Origin of the sequence: Chroococcidiopsis sp. CCALA 051, from assembly GCF_003015105.1 — a bacterium.
In the GTDB taxonomy this organism is placed as follows: domain Bacteria; phylum Cyanobacteriota; class Cyanobacteriia; order Cyanobacteriales; family Chroococcidiopsidaceae; genus Chroococcidiopsis; species Chroococcidiopsis thermalis.
The window spans coordinates 22,561-49,351 of sequence record NZ_PYCI01000016.1; the positions used below are offsets into that span (position 1 = coordinate 22,561).

Annotated in this window: 23 protein-coding genes; all 23 read right to left on the reverse strand. The window is 43.3% G+C overall.

All coding sequences use genetic code 11. The annotated features are described in order from the left end of the window. Nucleotides 1-89: 89 nt before the first annotated feature. The 23 genes from C7Y66_RS05830 to rfbF all read right to left on the reverse strand — a co-directional run bounded on the left by C7Y66_RS05830 (nucleotide 90) and on the right by rfbF (nucleotide 26,035). Nucleotides 90-1,727, reverse strand: coding sequence for a class I adenylate-forming enzyme family protein (locus C7Y66_RS05830; RefSeq protein ID WP_106544838.1), 1,638 nt, complete (start codon nucleotides 1,725-1,727; stop codon nucleotides 90-92). Nucleotides 1,728-1,819: 92 nt separating this feature from the next. Then, nucleotides 1,820-3,511 carry a histidine ammonia-lyase gene (hutH, locus tag C7Y66_RS05835; protein WP_106544871.1) on the reverse strand — a complete coding sequence of 564 codons (1,692 nt, stop codon included), beginning with the start codon at nucleotides 3,509-3,511 and terminating at the stop codon, nucleotides 1,820-1,822. A 507-nt stretch (nucleotides 3,512-4,018) separates the two neighbouring features. Continuing rightward, nucleotides 4,019-4,207, reverse strand: a complete 189-nt coding sequence (locus tag C7Y66_RS30435) for a hypothetical protein (protein ID WP_106166118.1) — start codon at nucleotides 4,205-4,207, stop codon at nucleotides 4,019-4,021. Between the two features lie 99 nt (nucleotides 4,208-4,306). After that, on the reverse strand, nucleotides 4,307-5,290 hold the full coding sequence (locus C7Y66_RS05840; RefSeq protein WP_233222545.1) for an alpha/beta hydrolase: 984 nt from the start codon (nucleotides 5,288-5,290) through the stop codon (nucleotides 4,307-4,309). Between the two features lie 233 nt (nucleotides 5,291-5,523). Next, on the reverse strand, nucleotides 5,524-6,372 hold the full coding sequence (locus C7Y66_RS05845; RefSeq protein WP_106544840.1) for a polysaccharide lyase: 849 nt from the start codon (nucleotides 6,370-6,372) through the stop codon (nucleotides 5,524-5,526). A gap of 120 nt (nucleotides 6,373-6,492) precedes the next feature. Next, nucleotides 6,493-7,728, reverse strand: a complete 1,236-nt coding sequence (locus C7Y66_RS05850) for a polysialyltransferase family glycosyltransferase (protein WP_106544841.1) — start codon at nucleotides 7,726-7,728, stop codon at nucleotides 6,493-6,495. A 23-nt stretch (nucleotides 7,729-7,751) separates the two neighbouring features. Further along, complete coding sequence (locus tag C7Y66_RS05855) at nucleotides 7,752-8,318, reverse strand: HAD family hydrolase (protein WP_106544842.1); 567 nt, start codon at nucleotides 8,316-8,318, stop codon at nucleotides 7,752-7,754. A 1-nt stretch (nucleotide 8,319) separates the two neighbouring features. Then, nucleotides 8,320-9,156 (reverse strand): 3-deoxy-8-phosphooctulonate synthase, encoded by an 837-nt coding sequence (gene kdsA, locus C7Y66_RS05860; protein WP_106544843.1) that lies wholly within the window; start codon nucleotides 9,154-9,156, stop codon nucleotides 8,320-8,322. 149 nt (nucleotides 9,157-9,305) lie between these two features. Further along, entirely contained in the window at nucleotides 9,306-10,706 is a 1,401-nt protein-coding gene (locus tag C7Y66_RS05865; RefSeq protein WP_106544844.1) for a nucleotide sugar dehydrogenase, read from the reverse strand. Nucleotides 10,707-10,777: 71 nt separating this feature from the next. Beyond that, entirely contained in the window at nucleotides 10,778-11,545 is a 768-nt protein-coding gene (gene kdsB / locus C7Y66_RS05870; RefSeq protein WP_106544845.1) for a 3-deoxy-manno-octulosonate cytidylyltransferase, read from the reverse strand. 114 nt (nucleotides 11,546-11,659) lie between these two features. Beyond that, on the reverse strand, nucleotides 11,660-12,655 hold the full coding sequence (locus C7Y66_RS05875; RefSeq protein WP_106217418.1) for an SIS domain-containing protein: 996 nt from the start codon (nucleotides 12,653-12,655) through the stop codon (nucleotides 11,660-11,662). 131 nt (nucleotides 12,656-12,786) lie between these two features. Beyond that, nucleotides 12,787-14,052 carry a glycosyltransferase family 4 protein gene (locus C7Y66_RS05880; protein ID WP_106544846.1) on the reverse strand — a complete coding sequence of 422 codons (1,266 nt, stop codon included), beginning with the start codon at nucleotides 14,050-14,052 and terminating at the stop codon, nucleotides 12,787-12,789. A gap of 31 nt (nucleotides 14,053-14,083) precedes the next feature. Further along, a complete protein-coding gene (locus tag C7Y66_RS05890) occupies nucleotides 14,084-14,950 on the reverse strand; it encodes a 2OG-Fe(II) oxygenase (protein ID WP_106544847.1) in 867 nt (288 codons plus the stop codon). 86 nt (nucleotides 14,951-15,036) lie between these two features. After that, complete coding sequence (locus tag C7Y66_RS05895) at nucleotides 15,037-16,152, reverse strand: DUF563 domain-containing protein (RefSeq protein WP_106544848.1); 1,116 nt, start codon at nucleotides 16,150-16,152, stop codon at nucleotides 15,037-15,039. A gap of 139 nt (nucleotides 16,153-16,291) precedes the next feature. Then, on the reverse strand, nucleotides 16,292-17,266 hold the full coding sequence (locus C7Y66_RS05900) for a glycosyltransferase family 2 protein (protein ID WP_106544849.1): 975 nt from the start codon (nucleotides 17,264-17,266) through the stop codon (nucleotides 16,292-16,294). Nucleotides 17,267-17,371: 105 nt separating this feature from the next. After that, the gene (locus C7Y66_RS05905; protein ID WP_106544850.1) at nucleotides 17,372-19,027 is read right to left on the reverse strand and encodes an FAD-dependent oxidoreductase; all 1,656 of its coding nucleotides are present in this window, start codon (nucleotides 19,025-19,027) and stop codon (nucleotides 17,372-17,374) included. 35 nt (nucleotides 19,028-19,062) lie between these two features. Next, the gene (locus tag C7Y66_RS05910; protein WP_106544851.1) at nucleotides 19,063-19,245 is read right to left on the reverse strand and encodes a hypothetical protein; all 183 of its coding nucleotides are present in this window, start codon (nucleotides 19,243-19,245) and stop codon (nucleotides 19,063-19,065) included. 38 nt (nucleotides 19,246-19,283) lie between these two features. Next, nucleotides 19,284-20,318 (reverse strand): NAD(P)-dependent oxidoreductase, encoded by a 1,035-nt coding sequence (locus C7Y66_RS05915; protein ID WP_106544852.1) that lies wholly within the window; start codon nucleotides 20,316-20,318, stop codon nucleotides 19,284-19,286. Nucleotides 20,319-20,361: 43 nt separating this feature from the next. Then, nucleotides 20,362-21,636 carry a DUF563 domain-containing protein gene (locus C7Y66_RS05920; RefSeq protein ID WP_106544853.1) on the reverse strand — a complete coding sequence of 425 codons (1,275 nt, stop codon included), beginning with the start codon at nucleotides 21,634-21,636 and terminating at the stop codon, nucleotides 20,362-20,364. 157 nt (nucleotides 21,637-21,793) lie between these two features. Then, on the reverse strand, nucleotides 21,794-23,020 hold the full coding sequence (locus C7Y66_RS05925; RefSeq protein ID WP_106544854.1) for a DUF563 domain-containing protein: 1,227 nt from the start codon (nucleotides 23,018-23,020) through the stop codon (nucleotides 21,794-21,796). Between the two features lie 54 nt (nucleotides 23,021-23,074). After that, nucleotides 23,075-24,277, reverse strand: a complete 1,203-nt coding sequence (locus C7Y66_RS05930) for a DUF563 domain-containing protein (protein WP_233222547.1) — start codon at nucleotides 24,275-24,277, stop codon at nucleotides 23,075-23,077. A gap of 143 nt (nucleotides 24,278-24,420) precedes the next feature. Next, the gene (locus C7Y66_RS05935) at nucleotides 24,421-25,251 is read right to left on the reverse strand and encodes a heparin lyase I family protein (protein WP_106544856.1); all 831 of its coding nucleotides are present in this window, start codon (nucleotides 25,249-25,251) and stop codon (nucleotides 24,421-24,423) included. 10 nt (nucleotides 25,252-25,261) lie between these two features. Beyond that, the gene (gene rfbF / locus C7Y66_RS05940; RefSeq protein WP_015152830.1) at nucleotides 25,262-26,035 is read right to left on the reverse strand and encodes a glucose-1-phosphate cytidylyltransferase; all 774 of its coding nucleotides are present in this window, start codon (nucleotides 26,033-26,035) and stop codon (nucleotides 25,262-25,264) included. Nucleotides 26,036-26,791 lie beyond the last annotated feature (756 nt).

Consider the following 26,791-nt stretch of genomic DNA (forward strand, 5'->3'; position numbering starts at 1 on the left):
GCTGTTGGCGATGGGATGAGATACACGACTTGTAGGGGCGCACAGCCGTGCGCCCCCACAGATGTATGGCAAAAACGCGGTTCAGTGGCTCAATTTCGACGTTTGAAAATATTACCCAACGATTTGAGTACGCCACCGCTCGTATCGTTACTAGGCACTGATGTTGTAGCGACTAAAGGAATTGGTTTGGCGCTGGCTGGGACACCAGCACCGCCTTTTTTCAACGCGGCTTCGTTGGCTGCTTCATCGCGCAAAACTCGCTTCAACACTTTGCCTGTGGGGTTTTTGGGAATGGAATCGACAAATTTAATCGTCTTTGGCATCTTGTAAGCTGCCATTCTCTCGGCGCAGAAGGCAATCATCTGTTTTTCGGTGACGTTACAATCCGGTTTCAGAATGATGTTAGCTTTGACGATTTCACTTTTTTCTAAATCGGGAACGCCATAAACAGCAACTTCGGCAACGGCGGGATGTTCGTAGATCGCGTTTTCGACTTCAGTGGGATATACTTTAAACCCAGCCACGTTGATCATGTCCTTAGAGCGATCGACGATGTAAAAGAAGCCGTCTTCGTCCATGCGTCCAATATCGCCAGTGTAAAACCAACCATTTTTGATCGTTTCGGCAGTTTCAAACGGACGATTCCAATAACCGAGCATGACGTTTGGTCCCCGAATTGCGATCTCGCCTACCTCCCCTGGCTCGACTTCTTTGCCATTGTTGACGACTTTCATTTCCACATTTTCGATCGCCGTCCCAACTGACCCAGGTTTGTAGATATAGTCGTGGTTGTAGCTGGCGCAGGGAGATGTTTCGGTTAAACCGTAGCCTTGATGAATGACCAACCCGTACTTGTCGTACCACTTCTGAGCAACTTCCGTTGGGAGGGGTGCGGCGGCGGAAAAGTAAAACCGCACGGACTTGAGTTGGTCTTTAGGCAGATCCATGTTGAGCAGCACCAGGAAAACTGTTGGCACGCCGAAAAACATGGTTATTTGTTCGTCAGTGACAGATTTCAGGATTTGCGTCAAATCGAAATTGCGATGTAATACCAGCGTGGCACAAGCATTGAGTCCGGCATTCAGGACAGCATTTTGCCCGAAACAATGGAATAGGGGCAGATAAAGTAATATTCGATCGTCAGCCTGCATTCCACAACAATGTTGCTGCGAGTAGCTGTTGGAAATTAAATTGCCATGAGACAGGGTAGCTCCCTTCGGAAACCCCGTCGTTCCCGAAGTATAGACGATCGCAGCCGGAGCGTAGCGATCCATTTCCACCCCACGAGCGCTGGGTGAAGCATTCGCCATCAGTTCGGCGAGGCTAGTTCCTTCACTAGCCGTACCTTCGGCAATCAGAACGTGTTTGAGCTGCGGTAAGTCTTGTTGGGGAACATTTTTCACCAGATCCGCTGTCGTCACCACAGCCTTAGCACCGCAGTCGTCGAGGATAAACTTGACTTCACTGCTTTTGAGCATGGCATTGAGCGAAACGGCGATCGCGCCCAGTTTCAAAATGCCCAAATAGGAGATGATAAATTCGGGAATATTGGGCAAAAACAAGGCAATGCGATCGCTGCGGTGAACGCCTAAATCTCGCAACCCATTGGCGACGCGATTAGCTAGCCGATCTAACTCAGCATAAGTATAAGTCGTGCCTTCAAAAATCAATGCAGGTTTATCGGGAAATAAATGACAACCGCGTTCTATGTGCTGTGTGATGTTCATAACGCTGGTATATTCGCAGTGTTTAATATCCGTTTTCAATCAGACGAGATTCACAATCGTGTAGGGGCGCACAGCTGTGCGCCCCTACCAATTTATTTTTTCAAACTAGACAAAACATTCTGTATTGCTGTAACAATTCGACCACCAGATGCAATATCAGCGGCAATGCGAGCAATATGATCGTCTAGCGGTTGCTCGTTATCGTTGCGGATGTAGGGACGATCTGCTGAAGGTGGAACGCCAACGACCTCACGCACGGCTAAGTATAACTCTCTAGTTGTAGGTGAAACGCACTCGCTTGCGTCGTAATGTTCTGCGATTAATTTTGTCCGCAAGTCTACAGCTTGGACTCCAAACATCAGCGCCACTGCCATATATTGCTGGAAGATCTCGATCGATCGCCGTGCTAAATTGGCGGAAGCAAATCCTTGACTGTTGATATTTTGGTTAAATTGTTCGGCGTGGGTGGGGTAGCGATCGGCGATCGAATTGCCATAGAACGATAGTATGGGCATGATCGAGTTGCCAGTAATTTGCAGTGCCTTCAAGCCCATGTTGACACTGCGCTCTCTGTTACCAACTAAAGACGGTGACAGTCCGTGGTTAAATTCTGGAGCGACCAAAAGCGCAATTTGGACATCAAGATGCTTGGCTAACATCCCCATGTGGTAGCGCAGGCGATCCATTCCCATGCCTACGTACTGTCCGAGGAAGTTGCCACCGTGGTAGCTAGCTTGTTGCTCGGCATCGATCAGGGGATTATCAGTCACCGAGTTCATTTCTTGCTCGATTTGAGTCGTAATCTCCGCCAAACCATCGACGATAGGACCCATATACTGGGGCAAGCAACGCAGGGAATAACGGTCTTGGATCGGATCTCCACCGCGATAGTCATGCGTACCATTTAACTCATCGCGGATTAACAGCGAACCCACCAACAGATCGAGCATTTGACTAGCTGCCCACTTTTGCCCAGGATGCGGTTTGCGATCGTGGATAAACGGGTGGAACGATTGATTCGTGCCATGTAAGCCTTGAATCGCCAGTGCGTGCGCCCCCATTGACAGTGCGAGGAGAACTCTTGCGTCGTAAACGCAATTTGCGGCAATCCCCGTCATTACCGAAGTCCCGTTCATCATCGCCAGCCCTTCTTTAGGTAGGAGTGGCAATGGTTGTAGTCCCAGTCGATTTAGAGCCGTGGGAGCATCGACTTCTTCCCCGTTGAAGTCAACTTTATAACACGTATCGAGTCCAGTAATTGCACCAGTGATGTATGCCAAAGGCGTGAGGTCGCCACTTGCCCCAATCGAACCAAATTCATGTACGTGTGGCGTGACATTGGCATTCAGGAAAGTTTCCACGCGCCGGATCAGTTCCAGCCGAATCGCTGACGCACCGTACATATGGGAATTAGCCCGCAAGAGCATCGCCGCCCGCACATCTGGGTTCGACAACTTTTGTCCCGCGCCTGCCTTGTGATACCAAATCAAGTTATTTTGCAACAGTTGAGCGGATTCAGGCGAGATTACGACGTTCGCCATCCCACCAAAACCAGATGTCACGCCGTAAATTGGCGCTCCCGATGCCACAGCCTCAGCAATATAGTCGCACGATGCCTGAACGCCTTGCAAAACATCTTCGCGATCGCTCAAGCACACCTTTGCGCCATGCCGTGCCACGCTCACGACATCATCTATGGTCAGGCTATTGTCACCGACAACGACAGTCTTGTTTGGCTCGTTAACCAGAAGTGTCTTGTTTGTTTGTAAATCGGCTACGTTCATGTAGAAGTTCTCTGTAGAGGACAAAATCAAGTCGTCAGTCGCAAGCTGTAATTCGCAATTAAATTCAAGTGCGTTCGGCTGATTTAACCAATCGCGCTGTCTCCGTTTAAACCAATACGCTTCAGATAAGACGATCCCCCCTAGCCCCCTAATAACGGGGGAATTGTAGCCCCCCAAAGATCGGGGGGTTGGGGGGATCTTCACCTGTGCGAAATTTAGATATGCAAAAAAGGCGCGAAATTTCGCGCCTTCACATAACTAATATTGAAAATTGTTCGAGTCGTGTTGAGAATGAATCTATGATTCGACCAAGCAGCTCATTTTCAAAAAGTAACAATACTTCTAACTCACTAGGACTGTTAAACTGCACTCTCGGTGTCGTTTCTAACAACCCACAATGCCATGCACTGGGATAAGTAAACTAGTAAGTTGTATATGTTACTTATAACGAAAAGTACTGCGATTGTCAAACAATTATTCCTGAAACAGACTCACTGGGAAGATCGTTCATGCGGTTGGATGCTCGATCGGTTGTGACAATATGTATTTTTCGGGATCGTTCGGAGATGAATCGATCGCGGTAGCACCCGTAGTATTGTTCAAGGAAAATATACCGTGAGTGTAGTCCCACACTAGAGCGATCGCGAAGATCGTAATTATTAGTAAAAATCCCACTAGCAGTAAAATCAACAACATTATTACGCCCTTTCAGCAAAAATTATGCAACTGAATATACGCAAACAGATCGTCACCATAGATACTGTATTGTTTTTTACGATCGAACTTAGTAAAGACTTAATAAAGATGTCGATGAAAAAAGTTTTCCAACTGCGCCAGTAGCAAAGGAGAATCAAATTTTTTCCCGTGTCCGCCGCCTTTCACAATTTCTAATGACACCTCCACTCCCGCCTGCTGTAGCGCCTCAAACAATAATTGACTTTGATTGAGCGGCACTATAAAGTCGTCATCTGCATGGAAAATCGCGAAGGGAGGAGCATCTTGATTAATATAAGCGATCGGGTTTGCCCGCATTGCTTTTTCCTGATTTTCTTCCACAATTCCGCCAATCAACAATGCTTCGGGAGCATCGACCGCGCTATGAGAAACCTGGCGAGGAAAATCATTAATTCTCAAAAAATCTGTAGGAGCAAACCAGTCGCACACAGCTTGGACGCGACTAGAAAAGTTCTCCCAGCCCCCCTCGCCTTCCAATTCTTCAACGCCGCCAGTTGTCCCCAAAAGCGCCGCTAAATGACCACCAGCAGATTGACCCCAAACCCCAATGCGATCGCGATTTAGACGCAACTCTTTCGCATGAGCGCGCAAGAAACGCACCGCACATTTACAATCTTCAATTTGGGCTGGGAAGATAGCTTCATGACTCAAGCGATACTCAATGCTAGCGCATAAATAGCCTTGGCGGGCAAAAGGAAGTAACAGTTCGATTCCTTGCTCTTTATTTCCTTCCAACCATGCTCCACCATGTATCCATATCAGAGCAGGCATGGGCATTTCAGGTAAGATTTTAGAGTGAAGGATGTCCATTTTTAGCAGGCGTTGTCTACCCCGAGTAAACACGATGTCCCGCCGATGAATTAAGTCATGAGGAATTTTAGTTTTCTTGAGTTTGTGGTGAAAAAGAGCGAATTTGGGGAGTCGTAGGGGCGGGTTTCTACAGGATATCCCTGAAACAACCCAGAATTGTGCGGATAAACCCGCCCGTACGGGAGTTGGAAGTCGGAAATTGCTTATTAAGTTAGCTTTTAGATAATTCATCATTAGTAGGGTAGGTAATGTCCACCTTACGCTTATTAACTGTGTTTCCGGTGGGGCATTACCCATATTTAATACTTCAATTTCAACGCTTAAATTTTACTGAATATATATTTTCAACTTTGCCGATTCAAACAATAGTAGTTTGAATCATATTAATTCATCAAATTGGTAGATGCAGCCCGTGAAACTGAGCCATCTCAATCATAGTCTTTATTCGCTCCTGAGTCATCTTCTACTCAATCGCGCGGAGCAATATCTTCGTATCTAGCGTTAGCATCTCCAACCCTAACTTCATCAAAATAAAGTTCTCTTTCGCTAACGATCGATTTGTCTGGCTGGTTTTTCCAATCACCCTTATATATTCCAATTTTGAGATATGGTCCCCTCGCATCATTATAGTTATTCGGTCCATTTCTACTCACAACTAATTTGCCATCTTGCCAAACCTTCAATCGACCATTTGATCCACTAGACCACTTAACATGAAACACGAAGTCTGTCCACTTTCCAGTTTGGTAAAGACCTAAATCTATCGTCTCTTTATCTTCTGGTACATTATTTACTGTGAGCCGCTTTGAATCCCATCTTCTGTTAACAAGAAATCTACCGTTATTTGTACTGAGAGAAAGAGCTGGAGATTTCCATTTTTCTCCTAAGTTCTTATCTGGTAGATCGTGCCATTGAGCGATGATTTCACTAGATGGATCTTGATGATAGTTAGTAGGTAAGAAAACACTAAAACCGTACCATATTTCTGAATCTGGCGGAACTTCTCCCAGCCTCAATTCCGCACGCTTCACACCATCAATACGAGTGTCTGCTTTTTTCAAAAGAAACTTAATAGCCTGTTTTCCGGCGCGTACGGGAGAGTTCACAAGCTGAGCTGAGTATTCGTAGCGAAATTCTGCTCCCCACTCAGAAAATCCTGATTCAAAATCACTCAGAAAAACTAGAGTATCGCTGTTGACTTTGCTACTGAAAGGAATTAACCAAACTGATATAAAGACTAAAAGTAACGTAGTGGCTGAACTTAAAGTTATAAAATCTAACCACTTTCGATATTGTTTGTACTTATTTTGAGACATTCTCTAACCTCTAAATGATTGCAAGTGAAATGACTCCACTTTTTCAATGGATTAGTAGAAATGCTGAGGTGATTTGACATAATTCCTCTCCCTGATTTGTAATCGTAGGTTCAAATGCGATTAGACGAGAACGGAATTTAAGTTTCTAATTTCCTGAATTGTAGATAGGAGATCGGCTTCGTGTTGGCTTCTACTTTCTACATGGTCGGGATAAAAGAATTGTTGTACTATGTCGCTACCAAAGCCCAGAGTACAACGGGTATCTAAAACAAATTCCAGCGTTAAACAAGCAGAACTAAACGTAAAAACTCTAGGATTTTGCAGATTTTTCAAGTCTGTGTTTAAGAAAACTTCCATGAAAATTAATTCAAATGGAAGATAAAACAAAAAGTCTTCAGCTAGCAGAATTACATCTGCATAAAGAGTGCTAAGATTAGACTTTAATTGCAGTAACTTCTCTCTGGAATTTCTAGGGTGTGGTTTAATTAAGAGAACTTCATCGGGACGAATTCCTCTAGTGACCAAAAACTCTCGATAGGCAGCAATTTCATTTTCTGGCGATATTCTACCCGACTCAGAGAAATTACTCGTGAGTAAAATTGACGTGGAAGCAGTTTGGATGCGATCGCGTAGGTTTTCGATATAACTAATATCGATAAACTCAGATAGCTTGGCGCTTAACTTTTGAAAAGTTTCTCGGTAAACATCTCTGTCAAGAATAATCGTTGGAATTGCCGGTGCTTGTCCAAAAGCAAATGGTAGCGAGAAATAACCAATGTCTAGCTTTTGTTCGCTCAGCGATCGCTTGCGAGGGAGAAATTCTCTGAGTTTGTCCTTTGACGACTTATAGATAAAGTCTAGATAATTACGCGAATCTCTCAATAAATTAGCTTTAGGGAAAGCCGATTGTGCCGTGTAAACTCCAATGCCGTTACCGTAGCAAATCTTTTCGGCATCTTGATAGAGATTCATCACCAACTGGTCTTCAAAATCGTATTCATGCGCTAGAAAAATTTCATCAAAATGCTGACTCCCGGTTAATGCATGAACTAAGTCAGTCACTTTAGATAAACCAGACTGCTTCACTTTTTGGGAAATTGCTTGTTTTTGCTCCAAGGGCATATAAGCAACTTTTTCCCAAGTGCAAATCGATCGAGCCATTTTTTCAATCAAAGCAGCAAATTCCTCACTTTGTCCTTGGGGAGCAAATAGAGGAGTAATTAGCAGGTAGTTTTCGTACTGCAAATTCTGGTCTTGTCGCGTCTTTTCTCGATAATTCATGACTGACAAAACCGTGACGAGTTGAATGCTACCAAAACATACGACAAGCCGCTTAATTGTTTTTGATGTTGACATACTTGATTTCTATGCGAGTGAATTTATTTCACCGTTTGGAGGGCAACAATAAGATCGCAGATCTCGCGAACTGCACCTTGTCCTCCTGGTAATTTAGTGATGTAAAGAGCGCAGTCTTGATTGGCACGCATGGCATCAGCTACCGTTAAAGGACAGCCAACAACGTGCATGACTTCTAGATCGTTAATGTCATCACCAACATATGCCACCTGAGACAAAGATATGTCTAAGTTTTGACACAGATGAATTAGAGTCGGTAATTTATCTTTAATCCCCAGATAAGCGCGATCAATTCCTAAATCTTTGGCGCGATGAAGAGTGGATGAAAAGGACTTAGCTGTAATAATGGCAACTTCTACGCCAGAGTACATCAATCGCTTTAATCCTTGACCATCCTTAATGTTAAATCGCTGTTGAACCTCACCGCTTTCCGAGTAGTAAAGACCCCCATCTGTGAGGACACCATCAACATCAAGAACTAGTAATTTGACTTGCGACAAGCGTGAATTTCTCTCAGAAATATTGTGCGAATCTCCTTGAAAGCTGCTATGCGATCGCACTTCGGGTTCAAATTCAAAAATGGTGGTCATGTTAAACAAGAGCTGGAGTCACTTCTAAACAGTTACGGACGTTGATAATTTGTCTCAACACGGTTTCCAATTGAGCCAGAGGAATCATATTCGGACCATCACTCGGTGCATTGTCTGGATTTTCGTGAATTTCCATAAATAGAGCATCAATGCCAATGGCGGCGGCGGCTCTTGCCAAGTAAGGTACGAATTGGCGCTGTCCGCCAGATTTATCACCTTGACCCCCCGGCATTTGGACGCTGTGAGTCGCATCAAAGACTACGGGATAACCCAGCGATCGCATTTGTGGTAAAGACCGAAAATCTACTACCAAAGTGTTATAGCCGAAACTCGTACCGCGCTCGGTTAAAAGAATGCGCTTGGTTCCAGCTGCTTCTAACTTGCGCACGACTTGCCTCATATCCCAAGGCGCAAGGAACTGACCCTTTTTGACATTGACAACTTTGCCTGTTGCTGCTGCTGCCAAAAGCAGATCGGTTTGCCGACACAAGAACGCAGGAATTTGTAAAACATCAACCACTTCTGCTACCGTCGCCGCTTGGTGGCTTTCGTGAATATCGGTGAGTACTGGGACTCCGACTTCCTCTTTTACCCGTTGGAGAATTTTGAGTCCCGATTCTATCGGTTGTCCGCGAAAAGAATTAATTGAGGTGCGATTGGCTTTATCAAAGGAAGACTTGAAGATAAAAGAAACACCTAAGCGATCGCATACTTTAGCAATTTCCTCTGCCATTTTCAGCGTAAAGTCCCCCGACTCAATCACGCAGGGACCACCAATTAAGGTGAGGGGACAGCCATCACCAATGGAGAGCGTTTTGGAAATTTGGGTTTGAATCATTGTGATTACTGATGGATGAGATACACGATCTGTAGGGGCGCACATTTTTGTAGGGGCGCACATTTTTGTAGGGGCGCACATTTTTGTAGGGGCGCACATTTTTGTAGGGGCGCACAGCTGTGCGCCCCTACGATTGTTTCAAAAACATACTACCTAGCAATGGGCGCAACGTCTTTATTGTTAGCGCGATCGCTGCCCGCAAATGGCAAGATTTTCTTAGCAGGTTGTTTTTTCTGCCAAGAAATCCCTTCATAGTTAGCCAAGCCTGTAACGGCAGACTCGTTGCTCAACCGCACCAAGTCGAGAACGGCAACGTGACTCTTGAGTCCTTGTATGTTGCTGAATTCCGGTCGTTTTTGAGTAATGACTAGAGTTTGGCATTCATTCAACACGCGATCGATATCCGTGCGCAAAATGCGATCGATTTGCGGTAGCTGGCGTTGCAGGTATTCTAAGTTACTGCCCAATAGCACTTCTAGATTTACATCTGGATCGTAGACCGATATTTCTAAGCCATCCTGCCACAACTGACGGATGAGGCTGATAACGGGACTTTCACGCAGATCGTCCGTACCTGCTTTAAAACTCAAACCCAAGATCCCGACGTGCTTAGCACCAGTTTCGTGAATTTTGATCCGCGCTGCTTCAATTTGCAACGTGTTGCTGGGTAGTACTGAGTCTAGAATCGGAATTTCAACCCCCAACTGCCGAGCGTTGAATATCAGAGAGCGCAAGTCTTTTGGTAAACAGGAACCACCAAAAGCAAATCCAGGCTTGAGATAGGCAGGGGAGATGTTGAGCTTAGTATCGGCACAAACGAGCTGCATCAGAACGTGACTGTCTATCCCCAGGCGATCGCAAATCCGACCAATTTCATTACTAAACCCGATCTTGAGGGCGTGAAACGTATTGTTAACTACCTTTAACAGTTCCGCTTCCTCTAGCGCTACGCGGTATAGAGGAGCTTCGATATTGCTGTAGAGTTGGGCGATCGCATCACCCGATTTTTTGTCTAATTCGCCAATTACGGTATAAGGAGGCGCGTGAAAATCCGTGACTGCTTCCGTCTCGCGCAAGAATTCTGGATTGACTACTAAACCAAAATCCTCGCCAGCAGAACGCAGCGAATGCTGTTCTAGCAATGGTAGGAGAAAATCGCGGGTTACGCCAGGAAAAACCGTACTGCGGAGAACGACAACGTGATAGCGTTGCGAATGCTTCAACCCGCTACCGATCTGTTGGGCAACTCCTTTTATATAGTTGAGCATTGGACTACCATCCGCCATGCTAGGCGTACCAACGCAGATGAGCGAAGCATCAGCCTCAGCAACGTATTGTTCGCCATCCGTTACAGCCCGCAACCGTCCTTGAGCGATTCCTTGCTGAATTAACTCATCAAGATCGGGTTCTTTCAACGGACTGCGCCCGCTATTAAAAACTTTTACCTTTTCTGGGTTGAGTTCTACACCTATAACATCATGTCCGGCTTGCGCCAAGCAAGCAGCAACAACTGTACCGACGTAACCTAAACCCCAAACGATAACGCGCATTGTTAATTTCCTATTAAGTGAGTAGGGAGCAGGGAGCAGGGAGCAGGGCAGGGAGGAGTGTGTTTTGACTTTTAACTTTTGACTTTTAACTTTTGACTTACGACTTCTTTAATGGTGCTTTGAGCAATTAAGGCTTGCGCCTGTAGCAGATCGCTCGGCGTGTTGATTTCCAACACGGCTTTTTGAGTTTGACAAACGACGATCGCGTAGCCGTGTTCGAGTACGCGCAACTGTTCTAAACCTTCGCAGTGTTCTAATGGTGTCGGGGTCAACTGAGCGTATTTGGCAAGAAAATTGCGGCTAAAAGCGTAGAGTCCGAGGTGGTGAAATACTGGTGCAGAACCCGCATTGCGATAGTAAGGGATGGGGGAGCGGGAGAAATAAAGCGCCCGATCGCGGCGATCGCACAAGACTTTTACGGCGTTGGGATCGTTGTAGCTCTCTTCATGCAGCGGACAGGCTAGAGTCGTCATATCGGGTGACTCTCCTTGCAAGTAGGGAGTCACAAGCTGCGTCAGCATATCTGCGGTGACGAAGGGTTGATCGCCTTGAACGTTGGCGATCGCCGTCATTTCAGGATATCGTTCTGCGACTTCTGCGACTCGATCCGTACCTGTTTGATGGTCGCTGCGGGTCATTTCTACCACCCCACCAAACCGACGCACGCAGTCAGCGATCGCCGTGCTATCTGTCGCCACCACAACTTGACTGAAAGCCGGACAACGTTTAGCCGCTTCATAAACCCATTGCACCATTGGGCGATCGTCAATTCTGACGAGTGGTTTGCCAGGAAAGCGTTGCGAGTTGTAGCGCGCTGGAATTACAGCCAAAATATTCATAATTTTCAGTTATCAATATTGGGGAACAGGGGAGACAATTCAATTCGCAATTCACAATTGAGACAAGAGGGACAACACAACTACCAATTACCAATTACCAACTACCACTCCCAATCAAATGCCGCTGCGAACTATATCGTGTACCCGAATTAAACCGATGCAACGTTGTTCCTCAACTACGGGCAGGATAGAAATTTGGGAAGGGCGATTTTCCATCAATTCCAAGGCATGGTAGGCAAGTATATCGGGGGCGATCGCAATTGGATTTGCTGTGGCGATCGTCCCTGCTGTCAGCGTTTCCAATTCTTGATGTTTGACTTTTTGCAGCAATCGTCGCAAATCGCCATCTGTAATAATTCCGACTAAATAACCTAGATCGTCTACCACATTGACAGCACCCAAACCACCTTCGCTAATTGCACTCAAGACTTCAATCCAAGCGGCTTCAGGCGAAACAACGGGATTGTGCGCGCCAGCGTGCATTAAATCTCTTACCCTGAGAGTCAAACGTTTGCCCAATCGTCCCGCAGGATGGTTAAATGCAAACGCTTCTGGGGTTAAACCTTTGACGTGCATCAGGGCGATCGCCAGTGCGTCTCCAATTGCCAAGGCGACGGTTGTACTGCTGGTGGGGACTAAATTAAACGGACAAGCCTCGCGATCGACTGCTGCATTGAGACTTACATCAGCATTGTAAGCAAGCGTGGAACGCAGTCTGCCGACGATCGCAATAATTGGGATCTGCCGACATTTAAGATAGGGCAACATGGCAACCAATTCATCGGTTTCGCCACTGTTACTCAAGATCACAGCAACGTCACCTCCAGCCACAATTCCAATATCACCATGCAAGGCATCAGATGGGTGCAGAAAAACCGCTGATGTCCCCGTACTGGTTAGAGTTGCTGCAATTTTCTGGGCGATAATTCCTGACTTGCCAACACCCACCAAGACAACCTTACCGTGACAATCAGCCAACAGCTCAACTGCTCGTTCTATACCTTCTGGTTGTAACTGATTTGCTGTTTTGATAATTGCGTCTGCTTCTTGTTTGAGCAGTTCGACAACTTGTAAAACATAAGTTTTAGGCTCTGGCTCTATGCATTGCATATTTTCAATACCTCGATCGGGTGCGTGGTGCGTGATGAATGGGGTGTAGGGTGTAGGATGTGGAGATAAGTCACTAGTCAACTGATAACTTTGTACAGACGTTACATGTAACGTCTGTACACTGATAACTGTTAACTGTTAACTGTTAACTGATTTAATGCTTCGCTCAGAATTTGCCGTCCTTCATTCCGCCATGCTGTATAGGTGGTTAATCCTGCATTCGCTGCTTGTCGGCGTGTGTTTGTATCTTGTAAAGCTCTAAAGGCTGAGACAAATTCCTGCGTGCTGTGGCAGGCATAGTAAGCTCCTGGTGTTGGTGGTACGCCGCGAAAAGTCTGAGGTAAACCAATCACAGGCAATCCAGAAGCCATTGCTTCTAAAACTTTGATTTTGCATCCCCAACCAATTTCCACTGGCAAACAAGCAATATCAATGTTGTCACGCATGAAAGCTGACAAATCGTCAATAAAATCGTGAATGACGATCGCGTTTGAGGCATACTGGCTTAAATGCTCGGCACAACCCTTGCCGACAAAGTGAAAGCGAAATTTACCTGGCATGGCTTGCTCGACTGCCGGAATGACTCGTTGTAGCAGCTGTCTCACTCCCGATAGATGGGTTGGACTGACGTAATTGCTGCTAATGTATACAACATCGAGCGGTGACTTGTTATCTTTTACCGGAATGCGTTCTCGTTCTAAAAAAGGAACGACCCAATCTTTACGCACAGTCCCACCGTAGAGGCGCGACATAAACTGCATGTCGCTGTAAGCGTTGAAGAAGATCCGGTCGGAAATTCGATGCATTTGGCGCTCGGAAGCAAAGGATTGGGTTGTTTGTTGTAAGAGTTTTTTGCTCCACTTAACGGTTTGTTTAAAAGTGTTTTGGTTCCACCCAGTTTTCCAAGGTCGAGAGGCGATCGCTGTTTCTATGTTATGCGCTAGTTCAAAATCGTGCGGTCGAAACCAGAGATGCGCTCCTTTTAAGTCGAGTTGAGAGACTAGCGGTACGAGATCGGAATAATTACACCAAACAACCTGGGGTTTGCAATCGTCAATCAGCGTTTGTAACTTGTGCAGATTTTGTGCTGTATGCGGATCTTTCGCTACAGAATAACGAAAACTGCGTTCAAATAGGTGAAATTCTATATCTATTGGTAAGTCAATTCCAGGTTCACCATCGGCTTTAAAACTTCTCTGTCCGGGCCAATTGTATGCAGCAACAACAACTCGCCAGCCAGTTTGTTTGAAGAACAGAATTAATCCCCAAATATGAACTCTAGTACCGTTGGTTGGAGGGTATGGGAGAGGACAAATGACTAAAATAGTATTTGTCGCAGGCGTGGTAATAGTATTTGTGATGTCAGGGGCAACCTTTTCGGTTTCGCTATAGATCATGTGCTGAATAAAACCTCTTTATATGAGTCGCTTACTTGGCTGCCAGAGCTACTTTTTTGATGGCGTTTTCTAGTTTTCTGATGTATTTCGTTTTGAACGAAGGTAATTCTTGATATTGCTTAGGATTGAATAAAGGCTGTTTGACTTCGCCAACTAAATTCACAAAATATCGAGGCGACTCTGTTAGCGATCGCACGCTGACACCATGTAACGAATAAACTGAGTTCAGGAATAATATAAGAACGTTGCGATCGTACTCAATTGTTTTTACATGCTTGATATAAGAATCATCAATTGCACTGCTTCTAAATCCGTAGGGCTTGCCGTTCTTAAATTTATAAATTTCCAGATTGCCTCCTGTCGATGTATCTTGCGGATCGCGCAGATAGAATAGTCCGGCGAATAGTTTATCTGGTAAATCTATGTGCGCGCCTCTGACTGCATTTGGTTTAGTAATAACGGGTGTATTTATACAAATCAGTGCGTCGAGTAATACATCTACACTTTCAAACGTGTCAACTTTTCGCAATCCAGACTTTAGCGTTGCAAACGAGCCATATTTTTGCTCAAAGTCAGGATACATTTGGAGAATATAGTCTTTAAAGATAGTCAGAAACTCTTGAAAGAATGTATCGGATGTATGTAAAGCAATAAACTCTTTCCAGAAAGGAGTAATTCGCTCGTCATTTAAACTTTCTTGTGCTAAATAATGCAATCTTTTATTGCTAGACAAATCTGTTCCTTTGTTGTCTTCTCCTTGCCTTAAAATTTCAATATCAGCCCATTCTGATTTCAGCTTTGAGTAGACTTCTTCATCCAAAGCATCTTTAATGACAATATGAGGGAATGGTTCTGAAAAGATATCGGTTGGCTTAATTTTAGATAAAAGCGATTTCATTGCTTGACTCCTCTTAAAACTTGCGACTACAACAATTTAGAGCTAAAAATAAATAGCTCTGTTTCTAATGTCTATCGATTACAATATTAAGTTGAACACATTTCTTGACTAGCTATCATTCTGGCAATCTCTGATACATTAACCACAAAATTGCTGTTTTTGGATGTTCCCTGACCGCACCAGTATTCATAATTATGATTCAGAGATTTTGCTAAGAAGTAAAAATGTGGCAAAATCTCCTGTGTAGGAAATATTTCTAAGACATTAACTCCTTCGGCAAAAATAATATTAGCAAGTCCAGCACCATGCGAACCTATAACGTATTCGCTATCACTAAAAAGATCGATTTGATCTTCAATTGATATCTGTTCAAGTAGGTATTTCTTGAATCCGTACTTACTCAACATATCAAATAGTTCATCTTCATTCAAAATATGTCGTCCCTTTTTTGAAGCTTTTCTAGAGATGAAAATACGATTGATTTTCTTTCGCGGTCGTTGTGGCGTTACTTTCTCTGTGAAAAATCTTAAATAATCAGAGGGTAAGTATCCTGCATGACGACGAGTTAGAAAAGAAGGAAAGATTAGATTTTCGATCGCATAATTTTTATCTGGACTTACCTTGGTAAGTTTTACATTGTTTGGTAGTATTTTTGATAGCAAAAACTCTTCCGATTTCGTAATCTTGTTTGAAGCTAGCAATTTAATTTCTTCTATGTCTTTATATTGCAATTGATTCAGTAAAAAAATTCGCGGAATGTTATCGATTAGCTGGTGATAATAACCATTGGCAAACGAACGAAAAATAGCACAAACGCCCGCAATTTTTTCTGTTTTATTGAAATAAGTATTTTCTGCAATATCGTATTTATTCTGCTCGATAGTGGTGTTTATGGAGTTCGAGATAACTTTGCGCGTTTTTGTCAGCAAAATATCAAATTTTGTACAGTAAATTACGTCATGTAAAGTAGTCGTGTATATATCTGGAAGAGAATAATTTGCTGCTTGCAAATGCTTAATCTCGCGGAAAAAATTCATTTGTTGAGTTTCTGGTATATAAATATTTTGACCAGAACATGATAAATTTTCTCTTTGAGAATTCTTATAATGCTCCTCAAGTTTGACCTCATGCACCAATAAATTGGTCAGATATTTTCTTGCTGTTAAATTAGATTTGTGAGAAATTTTTTCTAGAATTCTCATTTTTTGTAGCCCATCCCGTTTTGAGTATGTCTAACTTCACGAAAGTGATTTAAGACCCTTACCGTGAGGGTTGCACGCCTGAAACTTAAAGCAAGACGTTATGATTTAATAGATGACCAATCGCTAATGACAGTTATAATCAACTTGATGGAATTTCAGCTTGGTGTTGTTGTACTAACATCTGACGATGTTTAGAAAAATAAATAGACCAGACAGATGCCTTAATTAATTCTTTAACTAATTGCTCCCAGTTCTTGTTTTTTCCTAACCAAGTCCCGAGAACTAAATAGCAACGAATTCGTTCGGATAGGCTGAGAGGTACATCTTTAATAGCACTTAAATAATCTAAGAAAACACTCCATCTAGGAAAGACAGGTTTTTCTCCTTTGGTATCAGGGTTAAATAACCGCATACGTAGGTAGGGACTATTCATCTCCTTACTAGAAGAACGCTGAGAATGTTCTCTGTTAAAGAACAAATATTCAGGAACTTCATAATATTTACCTAATAAAGTCATGCGAGCCAGAAAAGGCTTATCCCCACCAGAGTAATCGCCTAAAAGAGGAGTTGTTGCAGCAACACTATGACGCATGACTCCAAAAAGTTGCTGACCGCGATAACGTCGAGAAAAAGAGTCAATTATCAAATTCCGAAAGCGAATATGAGCGTGTGGTGAATTAGTAAGTAGGGGGTTTTCATCGTAGTTTTGCTCCAAAATCGTGCCATGCTCGTTAATTAATTTAGTCTTGGTGTAGCACAATACGACATCTGGATTTCGATCTAAAACTTCAACGCATTTTTCAATCCCTTGTGGAGCGCAAATATCATCGTGGGTAGCCCATCTAAAATATTCGCCTGTCGCTAATTGAAAGGCGCGTCTGTAATTTCGATGAACGCCAATATTGCGATCGTTCCGATAGTATTTGATCCGCCGATCTTTTGCTGCGTATGCTTGACAGATTTCCTGAGTGCGATCGCCCGAGGCATTGTCTGAAATAATCAGCTCAAAATCTGTATAGGTTTGAGCCAAAATTGCATCTATTGCTTCTGTGATAAACTGCTCGGCATTATACACGGGCATACCAATGCTGAGGCGCGGTTGCTGGTGATTCATTTAATTGGTAGTTGGTAGTTGGTAGTTGGTTGTAGGGGCGAGTTTTGACCAAAGATTTACCACAATTGCCAATCTATTCGCTAAACCCGCCCCTACGATAACTGGTCACTGTTGAATTAGGACGACTGCTCGATCGCTGGTAGTAGAATTGTTCATACGATCTTTCAGGCGATCGGCAAGTCGGATCGCTAAAGCGACAATCGTGAGAGTAGGATTGGAAAGTCCGCTGGTGGGAAAAACCGAGCTACCAGCAACATATAAATTGTGAATTCCATGCACTTGACAATGCTCGTCAACCACGCCTTCCCTGGGGTTGCTACTCATGCGGGTTGTGCCGATATGATGATAGGAGCCAGCTACCGATCGCCAAGTCGCTTCATCGTCAGTTAGTTCGATGTGAATTTTACCCAGTCCAGAACGCTCGAATTCTGCTGCGATTAACTGCTGCGATCGCGCAATTGTATACTTGTCAATTGGACTCAAACGCCAGTCAAGCTGGACGCGATTCATCCCTAATTTATCGCGATCGCGGCTGAGAGTAACTCGACTATCGGGATTAGGTGCTTGCTCTCCAATTAAATGGGTATCGCAACTATTAAATTGTCGCGCCGCAATGGATTGCTGAAACAGTTTTTTCGTCATTCTGTCAGCAAAGCGATTGGGACGGCTAGCGACTTTGATGAAATCTGCGATCGTCGAAGCCTTACCAACGTTCTTCCGTCCTTCTGCAATGGAGGGAAAAGCTTTATGTCGGACTGTCTGTTGAGTTTGCGATCGCAATCGCTTGTAAGCTTCTAACCATTCATCAATGGCTAATAATCTCAAGCCAAAATTCAGAATCTGTTCGCGTTCTTGCACTTCTTTGGACAAGCCTAAGCCTGTTGCCAGAAATGTTTCACCCACGGGAAACTTAATTCGCGTATATAACTCAGCTGAATTGGACAATTCGGCTTTGCCAGAAATTAAATAGGGATGCTCCATGAAGAATCTGCCTACCAAATCGTATTGGTTGCCGACTCCACCACTTTGCACCCGGTTGGAAGCTAGGAGCAAGCGAGGATTTTCAATTCCACCCGCCGCTAGCACGAAGATTTTTGCTGCTACCGAGAACTGTTTGCCATCCGAGCTTGCCACCCGCAGCCGCGTTACGGCTTGAGCGCTGTCGTTGGTTTCAATCTCCAGCACGTTAGCGTGGAGATAGGTAGTAATATTACTCGCCTGCTCGATCTCGGCGCGATACGCTTCCCCAAAGCGCAAGTGAGTACATGGGATAATCTGCCATAGATAGGTAGCCAGCTGCTCTGTAGTTGCGGGGACTTGACATTGTTGCGCTAACGCCTCTTGCCAGTATGCCAAATCGTATTCAAATGCACCCAAATGACAAGCAGTTTGCGCCCGTTCGTAGTAGGGGTCTAGCTCCGCCTTCGGAAAACACCAACCGCTATAAGGCATCCAGGGACGATGCTCGAAGTCAATTTCATCCATCGGACGACTCCAACCGCCCCACAAGTTGGTCGAACCGCCGAAATAGCGCCCGCGTGCTTCTTTCAAGGGAAAATAAGCTAGACCAGTATTCTCGCCCGCATACAGCGATTGAATCTGTTCCTCATAGTCAAATCCGCCACTTTCAAGCAAACAAACTTGTTCGGGGCGATCGCGCAATTCCCGTGCTAATGTGATTCCTGCCGCACCAGCACCGATAATACAAATGTCTGTTTCTACCAGCGTTTCTGCTGGTAATTTCAAAGCATCAACTAACATAATTACTCCTCTAACCGATTGAGGCAAGATCCCCCCTAACCCCCCTTAAAAAGGAGGGAAACAACGCTTGCTTTTTCCAGAAAAGCCCCTTTTTTAAGGAGGGAAACAACGCTTGCTTTTTCTAGGAAAGCCCCTTTTTTAAGGAAGGAAACAACGCTTGCTTTTTCCAGGAAAGCCCCCTTTTTAAGGGGGTTGGGGGATCTCCAAGATCTTTGCATCACTCATCAAAATGTAGTGGTTTGTCTAGCCGCGATTTCTAATCGCCTAGCTTCTTCCAAAAGAAATCGCGATCGATTTGCTGAGTCTGAATTAAATATTCCAACTGCTTCAACCGAGTAAATCCTCTGAATAAAAACGTGTCCGCAGTCATATCAATTTGAGTAAATAAATCGAATAATTGTTGAGCGCCGCGTCGTGCATCCCACTCGCATTTGAATCCCGGCAGTACCGTATTAATCTTCTCGAAACTGACGCGATAGCTGCGGTTATCCGCCCCATTTTCACCAAAACTTAACTGACATCCTGTAAAGGTTTCAGCAATGATTTCAGCAACTTGTTTGACGCGATAATTTTGCGCCGTGTCACCGACGTTAAAGATTTGATTGTGAATAATATCGCGCGGAGCTTCCAGCGTGCAGGCGATCGCCTTAGCAATATCGAGTGCGTGGACTAGAGGTCGCCAGGGTGTACCGTCACTGGTCATTTTAATTTCTTTAGTCGTCCAAGCCAACCCTGCCAGGTTATTTAAGACGATATCAAAGCGCATTCTGGGGGAAGCACCAAAAGCTGTCGCATTTCGCATGAATGTAGGCGAAAAACTATCATCAGCCATTGTCGTGACATCTCGCTCTACAAGTGTTTTACACTCGGCATAAGCGGTTTGCGGGTTGACAGGAGATGCTTCAGTCACATCTCCTGCGGTTGCAACTCCGTAGACGCTACAGGAAGACATGTAGACAAAGCGCCGCACTCCAGCTGTTTTAGCTAAGGTGGCGAGGCGGACGGAACCTTTATGATTAATGTCGTAGGTGATGTTGGGATAAAGTTGTCCGGCTGGATCGTTGGAAAGCTCTGCCATATGGACGATCGCTTCCACCCCTTCTAGATCTTCAGTTGAAATCTGCCGCAGATCTTTATTGAGTGTTTTAGCAGTCAGTTGAGTGCCGTTGTACAACCAACCAACTTTATAGAATCCCGTGTCTACGCCGATAACTTCATGCCCGCGTTGCATCAAAATTGGAGCTAGTAACGAACCGAGATAGCCTTCTGTACCAGTAACAAGAATTTTCATGTTTGTAAGCTTGAATTTGTGTATATGGGGCGATCGCTTTTTTTTAGACGGCACTGTCGCCAGTCAGAAATAGTGTGTCTTCTACACTGGCAACTTGGCGATCGCTATCTCTAACAGTGAACATTTCTTGCAGTAAAACTTGCAATTTGGCAATATCTACCGTAATCCCTTTGTACTTTCCAGTTTTATTCTTTGGATCGAAGCCCTCTCCCAGGCAACCGTAGTAAAAACCTAATGCTTGTGCTAAGGCAAAGAAACACGGCGTACCAAACGAACCAAACAGATCGATAACAATTAATTTCTGGAGTGCAAAAATTATATTTGTGAGACCAGCACCGTGAGGAGCGATAACTATTTCTGCTTGAGAAAATAGTCTAATTTCATCTGCAAAACTCAGTTCCTCCATCGTATAAGCGACGAAGCCCAAAGGAGCCAAAATCGCCATAACATCTGCTTCATTAATGATATTTCGTCCGGCTGATTTGGGTCGAGAAATATATATTCTAGGCGATAAAGAGATGCTGGTATTATCAGACAGATTGCTCAATAACCGCTGGCGCAACCACTGACAGGCTGTAGGCGATATGATGTTGTGTTCTCGTCGAAAAGAGGGGACAACTAACTTTTTAACTTTAACGCCGGAGTCGTTCCATTCAATACAATCATCTGGGTTGTATCCTAAAAGTCTGAGAGACTCTTTTTGCCATTCTTGAGGATTAGCATGAATAATTAGAGTTGGTTTAATTCCAGTTTGTGCTTGATAGTACTCAATTCCTTCAAGTCGGGTTAAACAATCGATCAACCAGTGGAAGTAACCGCTATTCCAGTTAGTTAACGAACAAGCCGCTTCTAACTGAGGTGCTGCCCAGTTAGACAACTTTTCCAAAAGTAAAGTTTGAGCTGGAATATATTTAATGCAGTCTGGATTTCCCGAGATCGTTTCTGCAATTATGTTGCCAGCCTCGTCAAAACCAATAGCTATAGTTCCAACTAACTTAGCATTTTCCACCTCTATGACAAATGGTTGTGACAAATTATGTTGACCAGTTGTATTTAAAATTTCTCGAATCTGGTCAGAACCGTTACAGGGGTGATTAATGACAATTGCTTCTTCGGCATTAAATTGAAGAACTCGATGTTTGATATTTCCCTCAAAAACTTCCTTTCTCGTGATGACTTTCAAACCGATCTTTCTAACAAAATGAAATGTTTGTTGCTGAATTGAGCGTCGGATTGCTCCACCAATTGTTCTACGATGAGCAGCCGAAATCTTTTGCTTGAGCAAATTCCTCAAAGGCGCGACCAAAAAATTTACCACAGCATCTTTCCTGCAAAGATTAGAATTTTTGTTAGTTGGAGTTGAATCAAATTAATTAAGTACAACAGGATTTATTGCTGTACTCAAGGTAGTGCTGCCTTTCTCTGAATAAAATTGCGATCGCCAAGCAATCTAGTAGCCAGCTAGTTGTTGCCAATCAATAAGTAGTAATTACAGGTTGGCGATCGCCACTAGCGGATAACATCTCTTCTACCAAAGCTTGTAGTTTCACAACATTTACCATCATGCCTTGGTACTTGCCACTTTTGTTTTTCGGATTGAAATCAACTCCTAAGCAACCGTAGCGAAAACCTAATGCTTGCGCTAAAGCAAAAAAGCACGAATTGCCAAATGAACCAAAAAGTTCAATCAGTCTGAGGTTTTGAGCAAAAACGATATTTGTGAGACCAGCACCGTGAGGAGCAACGATAAATTCAGCTTGTGAAAATAATCTCACTTGGTCTGCAATACTTAACTCTTCCATTTTGTAAGCGACGAATCCCAACGGAGCTAAAACTTTTAGAACGTCATCCTCATTAATGATATGACGACCTGTTGTTTTGGGTCGAGAAATAAATATCCTGGGTGAAAAAGCAAGATTGCTACTAACAGCAGGAAGATTGCTCAACATGCGCTGACGCAACCACTGACAAGCTTGAGGTGATATGATGTTGTACTCTCGCCGAAAAGAGGGGACGACTAATTTTTTAGCTTTGATTCTCCCTCCATTCCACTGAATACAATTATCTGGATCGTATCCTAGAAGTCTGAGAGATTCTTGCTTCCATTTAGCAGGATTAGGATTAATAATTAAAGTTGGTTTGATTCCAGTTTGTGCTTCATAGTGTGCTAGTCCTTCAAATCGAATTAAGCAATCTACTATCCAGTGAAAATAGCCACTATTCCAATTCACTAACGAACAGACTGTATCAAGTTGAGAAACTCCCCAGTTAGGGAGTTTTTGTGAGATTAAAGTTTGTGCGGGTATATATTTTCTACAATCTGGGTTACCTGTGATTGTTTCTGAGATGATGCTGCCTTCGCGATCGAAACCAACAGCTGTAGAACCAACAAGTTCTGCATCAACTGCTTCATGTACAAAAGATTCATTTAAGATGTAAGTGCCAATTGTACTGGCGATCGCTTTTATATCATCTGAGGATTGACTTGGTTTGCCAAGGATAATTGTCTCGCGATCGCTAAATGGAAAAACGCGATCTTTTGTGCGATCGGCAAGTAACTCTTTCCGCGTTACAACTTTCAGTTTGAATTTACTTATGAGAGAAAACGTCCACTTTTGAAATATTCGTCGTACCGTTCCGCCTAATGCTCTACGAGAAACAACCAGGAAATTTTTCTTGAGTAGATGCGTTGAAAAAATCACAAAACCTTCCCTGAAGAAACTAGTGTTTGCTGACTGAACGCAATCTAAAAAGGCTTATGACGACATACTTAACAACGAGCGATCGCTAGATAGAGATAACATTTCTTCAACGAGAACCTGCAATCTTGCTACATCTACTGTTACGCCATTATACTTCTGACTAAACTCATTCTTGCCACTGTATCCTGACGCAAGGCAGGCGTAGCGAAAACCTAATGCTTTTGCTAAGAGGAAGAAAGAGGGACTACCATAGGAACCAAAAAATTCGATGACGCTTAAGTTCTGTGAAAATAGCGTATTTGTGAGTGCAGCACCGTGAGGTGAAACAACTATTTCTGCCTGAGAAAATAATCTAACTTGATCGGCAAAGCTCATTTTCTCCATTGTGTAAGATACAAATCCTAATGGAGCCAAAGCTGCTAAAACTTCCTCTTCATTAATCACTTGACGACCAGTTGTTTTGGTTCTAGAAATATAAATTCTAGAAGAAAAACTGTCACTTTGACTTTTGACTTTATCTAGATTACTGAGCATACGCTGCCGCATCCAGTGACAGACAGATGGTGGTATGATGCGCCGTTCGCGCCGCCAGGAAGGAATAACTAATCGGTCAACTTTTAAGCTCGATCCATTCCAGGGTAGACAATTCTCTGGCTCATATCCTAAGAGTCTGAGAGACTCTATCTGCCACTTAGCAGGATTTTTATCTATAATTAAAGTCGGTTTTCTTCCAGTTTGTTCTTGATAGAATTCAAGTCCTTGAAGCCGAGTTAAATAATCTGCAATCCAGTGAAAATAATTACCGTTACCCATCACTATCGAACAGGCTGTATCTACTCGATCTTCCCAATTAGGGAGGTATTTAAGAATATGAGTACGGGTAGGTATAGCTCTACTTAAATTTAACGGATTGAGTGTTTCTGCAAGCAAGTTTCCGGCTGCATCAAATCCTACGGCTGTAGAGCCTAATAGCCGAGCATTTGCAACTTCAAATACGCCAGGTTGGTTTAAGGTGTTCGCTTTACCAATTCTGCTAGAAATGATGCTGGGAATTTCATTGGGGTTCTTGTTGTAAGGCTCGTCAACTAAAATTGTTTCCTCTGCGCCAAATTGAATTAAAGAATAGTGTTCTTTGTTTTTTAAAATATCTTCCCTAGTTACTATATTTAAGCCCAGCTTTTTTGTAGCGATGGAAAACATCCATTGACGGAGCGGAAAACGAATCATTCCAACCGCCGACCTCAGACGACCGGTCATAATTTTTTTCTTAAGTATGTTTATAACAAATGACATAAGAAATAACTCCTTAAATAACTTCAGCTTCCTGAATGAATGTAACTTTCTCGTGTAGTTAGAAGGTCGATCTAATCACAAGTAACTTTTAAGCTAAAATATAGTAATTATTCAACTATTTTTTGCTTAGAGAGGCGTGGCATTACTTGTTTAAAGCTGGAATTAGCATCTCCTAAACGATATTCAGCAGTATATAAAAACCGAGGGGCGGGACCCTTAAAGTTAGGCTCGCCCTTATACAATCCCATCTTGAAGTACGGTCCCGTATTTTCATCGTTCCAAAAGGTAGCTCCCTGATAGTTTATTTTTTGAATGTATTTACCATTACCTGTTTTCAGCCAAAGTTTAAGGAATCCATCTTTGTTGCCCGTCCATTTGACATGCATGACAAAATCAGTCCATTTGCCTTTGATCTCAGAAATCTTCGCTAAGGTGTGTTTGGTACATAAGACATCCACGTTATCACCCTTACGTTGGAGATTAAACACCAAACCTTTATTGGCTTGGCGAGAAATTGTAGACCCAGAAGCACCACACCCACTTTTAGGAAATCTACCGTTGTGGCTGGGATAAGTAGGAAATTGATTGACGATATCAAATCCTGCATCTGTATCTTTCCAAGTAGAAGGAACGAACATAGACCATCCATACCAGTAGGTGCTACCAATCTTGGTTCTTTTCGTTGCCATCTCAGCCCGTTCGCCACAACGGTTTACCCAATGCTTGAAAACCCTCTGTCCGTTCCCTCTAGCAGGGGAAATAGCTGCTAGCTTTTGGCAAGCAGAACCCCCCTTACCAAATTCTGGATGCTTAACATCTGTAATCACTGAATCAATGATTTTTGCATCAGATTTATGCACTCCTTCTGTCAAGCAAAAGAAGGTCGTACACAACGCTAATGCACTTAAAACGAAATGATTACACCCTTTAGTCTTCATATTCAGTGTCCTACCATACTTTCCAAGGAGCTTTACCGCTCTTCCAAAGATCTTCGAGATAGTTTTTATCTCTCAAAGTATCCATTGGTTGCCAAAAACCATCGTGTTTGTAGGCAGATAATTGCTCGTTATAAGCTAATTTTTCTAATGGTTCGCTTTCCCAAACCGTGGAGTCATCTGCTATGTAATCAATAACTTCTGGCTCCAAAACAAAGTAACCACCATTAATCCAAGCGCCATCCCCTGTAGGCTTTTCTTGAAAAGAAGTAATTTTAGTTTGTTCCTGTTCTAGGCAAATTGCACCAAATCTTCCTGGTGGTTGAGTTGCTGTTAAAGTAGCTAAAGTTTTTTGTTGTTTGTGAAATTCAATTAGCTGTTTAATATTGACACTACTTACACCATCACCGTAAGTAAAACAGAAAGTTTCACTACCAATATGCTCTTTGACTCGCTTCAGCCGTCCGCCAGTCATGGTTTTATCACCCGTATCAACTAGCGTGACTCGCCAAGGTTCGGCATAACCGCAGTGAACGTTCATTTGATTAAAGCGCATATCAAATGTGACATCGGACATGTGTAAGAAATAGTTAGCAAAGTACTCTTTAATTACATAGCCTTTGTAGCCACAGCAAATAATGAAATCATTAATGCCATAGGTAGAATAAGTCTTCATAATGTGCCAAAGAATTGGTCTACCACCAATTTCAACCATTGGCTTTGGCTTAATGGTAGTTTCTTCACTTAAACGAGTGCCAAGTCCGCCAGCAAGTAGAACAGCTTTCATAGCTTTACCTCTTAGTTTTGTAGTAGTTTAAGCAAATTTGTTTGAGACAGAAGATATACATTTGAAGTTAGAGATTTCGATCCCCTAACCCCCTTAAAAAGGGGGCATTCATTAGATCTGCATTTGAAGTTAGAGATTTCGATCCCCCAACCCCCTTAAAAAGGGGACTTTAATTTCCCCCCTTTTTAAGGGGGGTTAGGGGGGATCTTTCGCGTAACTCCTGCAAGAATTAGCTAGTACCAGTGTTTTTACTGAGTCATAGCTAAATCGTCGATTTGAGGATGTTTGAGTCTTAGTCATAAGAGATGAATTTTGTAGTTTGAGTCAACTCAAGTCTCCGTTTTTCTACCGATCGCGTGCTGATTTTCAGTAGAATTATCTAACAACAATCGCACTAAATTACTAGTATTCCTGCTTTTACCGATATAACAGACAAGAATTGAGTCTTCAAGCAGCGATTAGTTGAAATTAACAACATTGTTCATCCAAAATCAGCGATCGCTTGCCAGGGATAGTTTTAGAGGAAATCGTTAATCGAGAGATAATTGAACTCTCAAATCTCGAACTAATTTTTTAAAGTGTTAACGCATTGGTTAGTCCCTTTATTTGCAGCATTAGTTAGATTCACCAACGTATTTTTACAGAAGTTATAGCTACACAAAAAGATCGGTGGAATTACGGTTTTCAGAAAAATCAGTGTTTTTTCTCCTAGAAATAGCTGGGAGCAAGCATTAACTTGAGTTCACCGCTGATTTG

What these genes read in the sequence shown, in the direction of transcription:
- kdsB (WP_106544845.1), bottom strand. Translation starts at nt 11,545, where the DNA reads ATGAATATTTTGGCTGTAATTCCAGCGCGCTACAACTCGCAACGCTTT.
- hutH (WP_106544871.1), bottom strand. Translation starts at nt 3,511, where the DNA reads ATGAACGTAGCCGATTTACAAACAAACAAGACACTTCTGGTTAACGAG.
- C7Y66_RS05865 (WP_106544844.1), bottom strand. Translation starts at nt 10,706, where the DNA reads ATGCGCGTTATCGTTTGGGGTTTAGGTTACGTCGGTACAGTTGTTGCT.
- C7Y66_RS05895 (WP_106544848.1), bottom strand. Translation starts at nt 16,152, where the DNA reads ATGAGAATTCTAGAAAAAATTTCTCACAAATCTAATTTAACAGCAAGA.
- C7Y66_RS05890 (WP_106544847.1), bottom strand. Translation starts at nt 14,950, where the DNA reads ATGAAATCGCTTTTATCTAAAATTAAGCCAACCGATATCTTTTCAGAA.
- C7Y66_RS05880 (WP_106544846.1), bottom strand. Translation starts at nt 14,052, where the DNA reads ATGATCTATAGCGAAACCGAAAAGGTTGCCCCTGACATCACAAATACT.
- C7Y66_RS05850 (WP_106544841.1), bottom strand. Translation starts at nt 7,728, where the DNA reads ATGTCAACATCAAAAACAATTAAGCGGCTTGTCGTATGTTTTGGTAGC.
- C7Y66_RS05905 (WP_106544850.1), bottom strand. Translation starts at nt 19,027, where the DNA reads ATGTTAGTTGATGCTTTGAAATTACCAGCAGAAACGCTGGTAGAAACA.
- C7Y66_RS05930 (WP_233222547.1), bottom strand. Translation starts at nt 24,277, where the DNA reads ATGACCGGTCGTCTGAGGTCGGCGGTTGGAATGATTCGTTTTCCGCTC.
- C7Y66_RS05915 (WP_106544852.1), bottom strand. Translation starts at nt 20,318, where the DNA reads ATGAAAATTCTTGTTACTGGTACAGAAGGCTATCTCGGTTCGTTACTA.
- kdsA (WP_106544843.1), bottom strand. Translation starts at nt 9,156, where the DNA reads ATGATTCAAACCCAAATTTCCAAAACGCTCTCCATTGGTGATGGCTGT.
- C7Y66_RS05935 (WP_106544856.1), bottom strand. Translation starts at nt 25,251, where the DNA reads ATGAAGACTAAAGGGTGTAATCATTTCGTTTTAAGTGCATTAGCGTTG.
- rfbF (WP_015152830.1), bottom strand. Translation starts at nt 26,035, where the DNA reads ATGAAAGCTGTTCTACTTGCTGGCGGACTTGGCACTCGTTTAAGTGAA.
- C7Y66_RS30435 (WP_106166118.1), bottom strand. Translation starts at nt 4,207, where the DNA reads ATGTTGTTGATTTTACTGCTAGTGGGATTTTTACTAATAATTACGATC.
- C7Y66_RS05875 (WP_106217418.1), bottom strand. Translation starts at nt 12,655, where the DNA reads ATGCAATGCATAGAGCCAGAGCCTAAAACTTATGTTTTACAAGTTGTC.
- C7Y66_RS05840 (WP_233222545.1), bottom strand. Translation starts at nt 5,290, where the DNA reads ATGATGAATTATCTAAAAGCTAACTTAATAAGCAATTTCCGACTTCCA.
- C7Y66_RS05900 (WP_106544849.1), bottom strand. Translation starts at nt 17,266, where the DNA reads ATGAATCACCAGCAACCGCGCCTCAGCATTGGTATGCCCGTGTATAAT.
- C7Y66_RS05910 (WP_106544851.1), bottom strand. Translation starts at nt 19,245, where the DNA reads ATGCAAAGATCTTGGAGATCCCCCAACCCCCTTAAAAAGGGGGCTTTC.
- C7Y66_RS05830 (WP_106544838.1), bottom strand. Translation starts at nt 1,727, where the DNA reads ATGAACATCACACAGCACATAGAACGCGGTTGTCATTTATTTCCCGAT.
- C7Y66_RS05845 (WP_106544840.1), bottom strand. Translation starts at nt 6,372, where the DNA reads ATGTCTCAAAATAAGTACAAACAATATCGAAAGTGGTTAGATTTTATA.
- C7Y66_RS05855 (WP_106544842.1), bottom strand. Translation starts at nt 8,318, where the DNA reads ATGACCACCATTTTTGAATTTGAACCCGAAGTGCGATCGCATAGCAGC.